Raw genomic sequence first — 9570 nt, forward strand, 5'->3', positions numbered from 1 at the left:
GCGCCCCCGAACGCGCCGTGATGGCCCATGACGGCCCGGTGATCGACATCGCGAGCGAGATGCGCTCGTCCTACCTCGACTATGCCATGTCGGTCATCGTCAGCCGGGCCATCCCCGATCTGCGCGACGGATTGAAGCCCGTGCACCGGCGCATCCTGTTTGCGATGCACGAAACCGGCAACACGCATGACAAGCCTTACCGCAAATCGGCCCGTCCGGTCGGCGATGTGATGGGTAAATACCACCCGCATGGCGACGCGGCGATCTATGACGCGCTGGTGCGGATGGCGCAGGACTTCTCGATGTCCCTGCCGCTTCTGGACGGTCAGGGCAACTTCGGCTCGATGGACGGCGATAGCGCGGCGGCCATGCGTTATACCGAGGTGCGCATGGACAAGCCCTCGGCCTATCTGCTCATGGATATCGACAAGGATACGGTCGAGTTTCAGGACAATTATGACGGCAAGGACCGCGAGCCGACCGTTCTTCCGGCGCGCTATCCGAACATGCTGGTCAATGGCGCGGGCGGAATCGCCGTCGGCATGGCGACGAACATCCCGCCGCATAACCTTGGCGAGGTGATCGACGCCACGCTGGAACTGATCGAAAATCCCGACCTGCCGACCGAGCGTCTGCTGGAAATCGTCCCCGGCCCCGACTTCCCGACCGGCGGCATCATCCTTGGCCGCTCGGGCGCACGCAAAGCCTATCTGGAAGGTCGCGGCAGCGTCATCATCCGCGCCAAGACCCGGATCGAGGAAGGCCGCAACGGCCGACAGCTGATCGTTCTGGACGAGATCCCCTATCAGGTGAACAAGGCGACCCTGATCGAGAAGATCGCGGAACTCGCCAAGGAAAAGCGCATCGAGGGCATCGCCCATGTGCAGGACGAATCCGACCGCGTCGGCGTCCGGGTCGTGGTCGAACTCAAGCGTGACGCCACCGCCGAGGTGGTGCTGAACCAGCTTTTCCGCTTTACCCAGATGCAGACCAGCTTTGGCTGCAACATGTTGGCGCTGAACGGTGGTCGCCCCGAGCAATTGGCTTTGCGCGACTTCCTGACCTATTTCCTGAGCTTCCGCGAAGAGGTGGTTGCCCGCCGCACCGCATTTGAACTGCGCAAGGCGCGCGAGCGCGCCCATGTGCTATGTGGTCTGGCCGTGGCGGTTTCGAATGTCGATGAGGTCGTGGCAACGATCCGGTCCTCGGCTGATGCCGCCGAAGCCCGCGAGCGCCTGATGTCGCGCCGCTGGCCCGCCCATGACATTGTCGAATATCTCAAGCTGATCGACGATCCGCTGCATCCGGTCAACGAGGACGGGACCTACAACCTGTCCGAGACTCAAGCCCGCGCGATCCTTGAACTGCGCCTGCAACGCCTGACCCAGCTTGGCGTGCAGGAAGTCACCGATGAGTTGAAGAAACTCGCCGACTCGATCCGCGAATTCCTGACCATCCTCGCCTCGCGTGAGCGGATCATGGAGATCATCTCGGGCGAGTTGCGCGAAGTCCGCGAGCAATTCGCCGTGCCGCGTCGCACCGAAATCACCGACTGGGCCGGTGACATGGATGACGAGGACCTGATCGAGCGCGAGGACATGGTCGTGACCATCACCTCGGGCGGCTACATCAAGCGCACCGCTCTGGCCGAATTCCGCAGCCAGCGGCGCGGCGGCAAGGGCCTGTCGAGCATGGCGACCAAGGAAGACGACGTGGTCACCACGCTCTTCGTCGCCAATACCCATACGGAACTGTTGTTTTTCACCACCGATGGCATGGCCTACCGGCTGAAGACATGGCGTCTGCCCTTGGGCGGACGCACCGCTAAGGGCAAGGCCATGGTCAATATCCTGCCAATCGAAAGCGGCGTCTCGATCGCCGCCCTGCTGCCGATGGATGCTCCCGAGAAGGATTGGGACGATTATCAGGTGATCTTCGCCACCTCGGATGGCGATGTGCGCCGCAATGCGCTGTCCGACTTCACCAATATCAAGTCGAACGGCAAGATCGCGATGAAGCTGCCCGAAGGGGTCGAGCTGATCGGCGTTCGGCTGGCGACGGAAAGCGACGACGTCATGCTGGTCACGGCCTCGGGACGCGCGATCCGCTTCCCGACGACCGATGTGCGCGTCTTCAAGGGCCGCGACTCGACCGGCGTGCGCGGCATCCGTCTGGCCGAAGGCAGCCGTGTGGTCAGCATGTCGGTGATCCGTCACTTCGAGGCCGACCCCGCCGAACGCGCCGCCTATCTGAAGATGCGCCGTGCGGTCGCCGGCGCGCTGGATGACGGGGCCGAGGCCGATGAGGACGAGGATGCCGTCGCCGAGGGCAACATCACGCAGGAACGCTATGCCGAGATGTCGGCGGCCGAGGAACTGATCCTGACCATCACCGCCAAAGGCGCGGGCAAGATCAGCTCCAGCCACGACTATCCCGTGCGCGGTCGCGGCGGTCAGGGCGTCATGGCGATGGACAAGGCGATGCGCGGCGGAGAACTGGTGGCGAGCTTCCCCGTCGAGGGCGACGATCAGATCATGCTCGCGACTTCGACCGGGCAATCGATCCGCGTGCCTGTCGATGGAATCAGCTTCCGCTCGCGTTCTGCCGGTGGCGTGCGCGTCTTCAACACCGCCGAGGGCGAATCCGTGGTTTCTGTTGCCCGCATCGCCGAGAATGGCGAGGATGAGGCCGAGGCCTGAGCGACAGCCGGGGGGCGTTGCACGCGCCCCCTTTTCATCCGTCGGGCCAAAAAAAGGGGTGACGACGGGGTGACGTTTTGAATGCACGCGACGGGCAGCTGAGCGAAAGGCTGCAGACCGGATTTCTGGGGGTGATCGCCTTTGGACTGATCCTGTTCCTGCTGGTACAGGCCCGGTTCATGCTGATCTGCCTGGCCTTTGCCATCATCATCTTTTCGCTGACCAGCGATGCGATCTCGGCCTTTGCCCGGCTGCGGGTCCCGAATTGGCTGGCTACGACGCTGGCACTGATCGCGATCGCGGTTGGGCTGCTCTGGGCGGCGACGACGGTCGTGTCTCAGGTCAACGAGGTCGTCTCGACCTCGATCAGCTATGCCGACCGCGCCGAGGCCGCGCTATCGAGCCTGTCCCAGCGCTGGGGACCGAATGTGCAGGAATCGATCACCGCCTTTCTGGGCAGCATCGATTTCGCGGGCTGGCTGCGCTCGGCCGCGGGGCAGGCCTCGAACCTGATTTCCGGCTCGGTGCTGGTCCTGACCTTTGTGGGCTTCATGTTCAGCGAGCGGATCTGGTTCCCGATCAAGATCGAGCGCATGACCGGCGATCCGGAACGCGCGAATGAAATCCTGCGCGTGGTCTATAACATCATGCGGCGGGTGAACCGCTATCTTGTCGTCAAGGCGGCGATCAGTGCGGTGACGGCGGCGCTGATCTGGGTCATCTTCCGCGCGACCTCGCTTGAGCTTGCCGGCGCGATGGCGACACTGACATTCATCCTGAATTTCATACCGACGATCGGCTCGATCATCTCGACCGTCATCGCGATTGCCGTCGTGCTGGCGCAGACGGGGGATCCGACCGTGACGCTTGTCATCGGCGGGGCCTGCATGGCGGTACATTTCCTGATCGGCAATATCTTCGACCCGGTGCTTCTGGGCCAGACGCTGCGCCTCTCGTCTTTCGGCATCGTGCTGGCGCTGGCCTTCTGGGGCGTGATCTGGGGGATTGCGGGAACCTTCCTCGCCGTGCCGATCATGGTCGCCGTCATGATCGTCTGCGCCCAGATCCCCTGGCTCAGGCCCTTGGCGATCATGCTGTCCCATGAGGGCCTGCCCGAGGAAGAACCGCGCCGCACAAGGCTGCGCGGCTAGGGCCTAGCCCCGCCCGTCCGCGCCATCTCCGTCGCCTTCGCCACCCGAATTCCCGTCATAATCCGGCGCCTCGTCACGATGAACGGGCGCGCGCGAGGGTTGCGCAGCGGAGGTGGCGGGTTTGGCGGGCGCAAGCTCGCCCTCGCGCAGCTGATCGGCCAATTGGGCCAGCACTTCGGGATTGCGCAGCCAGACATCGCGTTGGGCATAGGGGATCTCGATTCCCTCGGCGGCAAAGCGCTGCACGATCTGGTGGTTGATCTCGGAGGTGACGCCGATGCCGCCATTGATGTCCGAAAGCACGGCCCGGATCTCGAAATTCATGCTGTCCGCACCGAAGCCCCGGAACAGCACCGCCGGAGCCGGGTTGATCAGCACCGTCGGCTGATCCTCTGCGATCTCCTGCAGGATCTGCGCGACGCGGCGGGTATCGCAGCCATAGGCCACGCCGACCGGCACGATGATCCGGCCCTGCAGGCTGCCGCGCGTCCAGTTCGTCACCTGCTGCGTGATCAGGTCCGAGTTCGGCACGATCACATTGTTGCGATCAAAGGTCTGGATCTGGGTGGCGCGCACGGACATCTTCTTGACGACGCCCTGCTTGGTCCCGACCTCGATCCAGTCGCCGACCGCGATGGGGCGTTCAACCAGCAGGATGATGCCAGACACAAAGTTCGACACGACCTGTTGCATGCCGAAACCGATACCGACCGAAAGCGCACCGGCAACGATGGCGAGCGACGAGAGGTCGATCCCCGCCGAGGTGATCGCCAGCACCGCCGCCAGCGCCATGCCGACATAGCCCAACATCGAGACGACCGCGTTCTGCCCCCCGACATCCAGCTTGGTCTTGGGCAGAATCGAATTGCGGAATGCGCCCTGAACGAAGCTCGTCAGCAGGTAGCCCACGCCAAAGATGATCAGGAAGGTCAGGATCGCCATGGGCGACAGGGTCACGCCGCCAAAGCTGAATCCATGCTCGATCCGGGTCCAGGCCTCGGCCAGATCGCTGCTGCGCGCACCCCAGATCAGCGCAAAGAGCGGCATCGCCATCAGAACCAGCGCAAAGCTGATCAGGACCGGGATCAGCGCGTCCCGCGCCGTCTCGTCCCCGCCCTTCGCCATGGCATAGAGATCCGCGAAAAAGTCCTGCAGAACGATCACCAGCCCGACCAGCGCCAGCGTCAGGATGGACGCGAACAGGATCGCATTGCCCGCCGTCACATAGCCGCTGGCCACCAGGACCGGTGCCGCCAGCGCGATCAGTCGGCCCAGTGTCGCAAGAAGGGCGGCGGCGCGGGTGCGGTAATCCGGCGGGCCATTCTCTTCTGCCGGACGCAGGCGGCGCAGGACATTACAAAGCTGGAACAGGAAGAACGCGGCGAAAAGCACGATCAGGAAATGCCAGACCCCGGCCGAAGCCTCGGTCAGGCGCTCGGGCACCGTGGCGGTGTCGCTTTGCGAATGAAATCCCGAGAGCGGCAGAACGGTCCGCGAGAAAAGCTGGTGCACCGCGGTCGCCATGGCCAGCATGGTCGCGCGGAAAGCGGCCTTGCGGCGTTGATCCTCTCCCATCGGCAAGGGCATCGAGGCCGCTGTTCCCGGCTCGGGAAAGATCCGCCGGACAAGCCAGAACCCACCGAAGAAGACCAGCCCCGCCCCGGGGATCGAGCGCAGCAGCGGCGCGCCCCAGGGGCCGAAGAGATCGGTCGCCAACAAGGCCGCCACACCCAGCACGAGCCCGATCAGCGGAATCGCGATCTGTCCCAGCGAGACGGCAAAGATCAGCGCCGCGCGCGAGCGCTGGCTGGCGCGTGCCGAAAGCCGCGACGGCAGCGAATCCACCCATTGCCGCCCGCGCCACAAGAGCAGCACTGCCGCCAACAGGAAGCCGAGCGTCACCAGCACGCGTTGCGTCAACTCGGACCCGTCTCCAAGTCGGCTGCGCCGCTCCTTGACCTCTTCGAAGATATGGACGCCAAGCTCGCCCGCCTCACCCAACGCAGGTCCCCAATTGGCCGGATTGACGGGCGCGGGCGTCTGCCGGATCAGGGCATAGGTCTGGCGCTGCCGCATCGCCTGATCGAGTTGCTGGATGATTCCGTCGGCGCGGCCATAGGCCTCGACCGCCTTGAGGTTCGGGGCCTGCAACTGGGCCAGTTGGTCATTCAGTTCCTTGCGCCGGGCAGCGACGTCCTCGGGTTCGGTCTGACCTTCGGCAGGGGGCGGGCCGAGTGCGCCGATCTGGTCCTTGAGCGTGGCGATCCGCGTCGAATTCGTGCCCTGCGCCGATTTGAAAAGATCGCGCCACTCGACCACGTCCTCGCGGATGGTCTGCAGTTCGGATTCATTCGCCTCGCCGCTTTCGATCAGAGTCTCGGTCTGATCGGCCAGCCGGGACCAGTCGTCGTAATTCGGCTGCTCCGGCTCCTGCGCATGGCCGGGACCGGCCGCGAGAACCGAAAGCGACAAGAAAAGGACTGCGAGCGACGCAAGAAGGCGGGACATGATAAGCCTCAGTCCTCAAAGACTTCGGGCAGTCCCGCGGGCTTGCGGACCAGCCATTTCGGCACGGGCAGCCCCTTGGCGCGCAGGAATTCCGGGTTGAAGAGCTTGGTCTGATAACGCGTGCCATAGTCGCAAAGCACGGTAACGATGGTATGGCCCGGACCCATTTCCCGCGCCATGCGGATCGCCCCGGCAATATTGATGCCGGAAGAGCCGCCCAGGCAGAGCCCCTCATATTCGAGCAGGTCAAAGACCACCGGCAGCGCCTCGGCATCGGGGATGCGATAGCTGAAATCCGGGGTAAACCCTTCCAGATTGGCGGTGATCCGGCCCTGCCCGATGCCCTCGGTGATCGAGGAGCCGGGGCTTTCGAACTGCCCTTCGGTATAGAAGCTGTGCAGCGCCGCACCCTCGGGATCCGCAAGCCCGATCTTGACGCCCTTGGGTTGCAGCGCCTCGGCGACCCCGGCCAGCGTACCGCCCGAGCCGACCGCGCAGATGAAGCCATCGACCTTGCCGCCGGTCTGTTCCCAGATCTCGGGGCCGGTGGTCTCGACATGGGCCTGACGGTTCGCGACATTGTCGAACTGATTGGCCCAGATCGCACCATTCGGCTCGGTCCGGGCCAATTCCTCGGCGAGGCGGCCCGAATAGCGGACATAGTTATTGGGGTTCTTGTAAGGCGCGGCCGGCACCTCGACCAGTTCGGCACCGGCCAGACGCAGCATGTCCTTTTTCTCTTGGCTCTGCGTCTCGGGGATCACGATGACCGAGCGGAAGCCCATGGACGAGCCGACCAGCGCAAGGCCGATCCCGGTATTGCCGGCCGTGCCCTCGACAATCGTCCCGCCCGGCTTCAACTCGCCACGAGCGACGGCATCGCGGATGATGTAGAGGGCCGCGCGATCCTTGACCGACTGACCCGGATTCATGAATTCCGCCTTGCCCAGGATCTCGCAGCCCGTCTCCTCGGAAGCGCGGTTCAGCCGGATCAGGGGGGTATTGCCGATGGCAGAGGCGAGGTCGGGGCAGATGCGCATGGCGGGCCTTTCGCGAAATGTTCGGCCCCGGTTTACACGGGGCGGCCCGATGGCGGCAACCCCGCGGGGCGGTGGCAATCACGTGATCAGCTCTGCGGGGTGCCGTCGAGTTCCCCCATCAGCCGCTCGGCGTTCAGTTCCAGCCAGAGCGCCAGCATCAGCAAGGGACCGTTGCGAAGCTCTCCGGACAGGGCCATTCGGGTCAGCTCGGCGCGGGACACCAGATGCGAGCGGATATCCTCGTCCTCGCTTGCCAGCCCGCCGATGCCCGCGACGTGATCCGGCAGATCTGCGATGCCGACATAGACGTAAAGAAATTCCGCGATCGCGCCGGGGCTGGGATAATGATGCGGCGCGGGGATCAGCTTCGAGATCGTCAGCCCGGCCTCTTCCATCCCCTCGCGAAGGGCCGCCTCTTCCGGCGTCTCGCCAGCATCGACCCGCCCCGCGACTGTTTCGCATAGCCAGGGCTGCGCATCCCCCCGCGCCCAAGGTCCCGAACGGAACTGGTCGATCAGCAAAACGCGGTCGCGTCGCGGATCCCATGGCAGGACCACCGTCGCGTCCCCTGACACGAAGACCGCACGCAACAGTTCGGGCGACCAGTCGCCGCCATAGCGCCTGTGCCTCAGCACATGGGCTTCGACCGAGAAATAGGCGCCATAAGGCTCCTCCCAGCGCAAGGGTTCGATCCGCGGTTCCTGAACCGCTGGCCCAGTCAGGGGCAGTCGTTCCCGATCGGTCGCAGCCCGAAGCCGAGATGCCAGCCAGCTTGCGATCATTGGAAGCCGGGGACGCAGTTCGCATGCGGGCCGCGCGGCCAGCCGATCCAGCGTCCAATCGGCCATATCGGCCGCAAGATCAGCCTGCCATCTGCCTTCTGCGGTGCCATTCCCGATGCCAAGGATCTCCTGTCCCGCAGCGACCTGGCTGCCCGCGCCGAAAATCTCGGCATATCGCCGCAGCGACGTGGTCCAGTCACATTCCCAGGCCGGGAGTTCGTCTTCTGCCGGAACCCGTCGCGGAAAGGCATCGGCCAGAATGCCCGCCATCGCCCCACCGACAAGCTTGCCCCGCAATGGGGCAATCTGACGCGCATCCGGTGCGAGACGGCAACGAAGGGCGGGATGGGCAAGCGCTCCGATCAGAACGGGCATTGCGACCCGGCAGGTTTTCCGCGTTTCGGCATCAATCCGGTCATGCGCGATCCCTCGATGCAAAGAAGTTTGAAACTTTCGCATTTTTTCGCGGAAAGCCCCTTGCACATCAACCCCGGCCCGGCTAAATCGCCGCCACCACACCAAGAAAGCGCGGAGAGGTGCCGGAGTGGTCGAACGGGGCGGTCTCGAAAACCGTTGAGCCTGCAAGGGTTCCGTGGGTTCGAATCCCACCCTCTCCGCCAACTATCATTGATTATATTTAATAAAATTGACCACTAGCGGGACTACCCGCTAAAGACCCCGCCAATCAGCTTTGCGATTGAATGCGCGGGGATGCGACATGTGTAGATTGACTTCAGTTCAGAATCAATGGAAGTGCCTGCTGAAAAAGCTTGCCCCAGCCACGGTCGTAATGATCCGCCCCGTCTTACCATGGGCCACGCCCAGAACTCGACACCAAGCGACGAGACTTTTCACTACTCACTGCATCCCTAGGCTCTCCATCCGGCCCAGCACGGAAATAGTGCCGATGGGCTCCGAGTGAAATGGTGCAGCACAACTGACAGGTTCGGCGGCCTCAACCGACTGCCGTACGTCTAAGCGAAGCCGGCCCTGACCTGCCGTTCATCACCAGCGTCCTCGCCGCGCTTCCCTTCACGAGACTGGCCACTCATACATCGCGCAGCATTTTCGAGCGACGAAGGTCGGCAGTGCGGAGATGCTGTTGAAAAACTCTGCGCTTGATTGGTGCAAAGCCTTCTGATTCCCTTGGATTAGGGGGTTGGGAGGGTTCACGATGCTCGGAAGACAGAAGGCTCATGCCCGACTGTTCTACGCGTTCGATCTTGAGACGCATATTCCGTCCGATCACCTCGTCCGGGGCATCGAGCGGTTTCTGGACCTGGCTGATCTGCACGATGAGATGCGGGCTTTTTACAGCCATACAGGCCGACCCTCGATTGATCCGGAACTCATGATCCGCATGCTTGTCGTTGGCTATGTCATGGGATTG

Annotated in this window: 6 protein-coding genes and 1 tRNA gene; 4 read left to right on the top strand and 3 right to left on the bottom strand. The window is 63.7% G+C overall.

The window, feature by feature from the left end; translation table 11 throughout:
• Positions 1-20 precede the first annotated feature (20 nt).
• Together gyrA and ESZ60_RS17970 are read left to right on the top strand one after the other, a co-directional pair.
• Positions 21-2699, top strand: coding sequence for a DNA gyrase subunit A (gene gyrA, locus ESZ60_RS17965; protein WP_134682097.1), 2679 nt, complete (start codon positions 21-23; stop codon positions 2697-2699).
• 77 nt (positions 2700-2776) lie between these two features.
• Positions 2777-3850 carry an AI-2E family transporter gene (locus ESZ60_RS17970; RefSeq protein WP_134682092.1) on the top strand — a complete coding sequence of 358 codons (1074 nt, stop codon included), beginning with the start codon at positions 2777-2779 and terminating at the stop codon, positions 3848-3850.
• 3 nt (positions 3851-3853) lie between these two features.
• Here ESZ60_RS17970 and ESZ60_RS17975 read toward each other — a convergent pair whose 3' ends face one another.
• From ESZ60_RS17975 to ESZ60_RS17985, 3 genes are all read right to left on the bottom strand, one after another.
• The gene (locus ESZ60_RS17975; protein ID WP_134682093.1) at positions 3854-6358 is read right to left on the bottom strand and encodes a DUF3772 domain-containing protein; all 2505 of its coding nucleotides are present in this window, start codon (positions 6356-6358) and stop codon (positions 3854-3856) included.
• A gap of 8 nt (positions 6359-6366) precedes the next feature.
• Positions 6367-7398 carry a cysteine synthase A gene (locus ESZ60_RS17980; protein WP_134682094.1) on the bottom strand — a complete coding sequence of 344 codons (1032 nt, stop codon included), beginning with the start codon at positions 7396-7398 and terminating at the stop codon, positions 6367-6369.
• Between the two features lie 86 nt (positions 7399-7484).
• Positions 7485-8555 carry an NUDIX domain-containing protein gene (locus ESZ60_RS17985; RefSeq protein WP_134682095.1) on the bottom strand — a complete coding sequence of 357 codons (1071 nt, stop codon included), beginning with the start codon at positions 8553-8555 and terminating at the stop codon, positions 7485-7487.
• A 155-nt stretch (positions 8556-8710) separates the two neighbouring features.
• On the opposite strand from ESZ60_RS17985, the gene ESZ60_RS17990 reads away from it, so the two are divergent.
• A tRNA-Ser gene (locus tag ESZ60_RS17990) sits at positions 8711-8800 on the top strand.
• Between the two features lie 554 nt (positions 8801-9354).
• On the top strand, positions 9355-9570 hold a 216-nt coding region (locus ESZ60_RS21435; RefSeq protein WP_483414164.1), incomplete at its 3' end, for a transposase.

Source organism: Paracoccus ravus (genome assembly GCF_004522175.1).
In the GTDB taxonomy this organism is placed as follows: Bacteria; Pseudomonadota; Alphaproteobacteria; order Rhodobacterales; family Rhodobacteraceae; genus Paracoccus; species Paracoccus ravus.

Coding starts and splice junctions, on each gene's coding strand:
- gyrA (WP_134682097.1), top strand. CDS start 21: ATGGCCCATGACGGCCCGGTGATCGACATCGCGAGCGAGATGCGCTCG.
- ESZ60_RS17975 (WP_134682093.1), bottom strand. CDS start 6,358: ATGTCCCGCCTTCTTGCGTCGCTCGCAGTCCTTTTCTTGTCGCTTTCG.
- ESZ60_RS17980 (WP_134682094.1), bottom strand. CDS start 7,398: ATGCGCATCTGCCCCGACCTCGCCTCTGCCATCGGCAATACCCCCCTG.
- ESZ60_RS17985 (WP_134682095.1), bottom strand. CDS start 8,555: ATGCCCGTTCTGATCGGAGCGCTTGCCCATCCCGCCCTTCGTTGCCGT.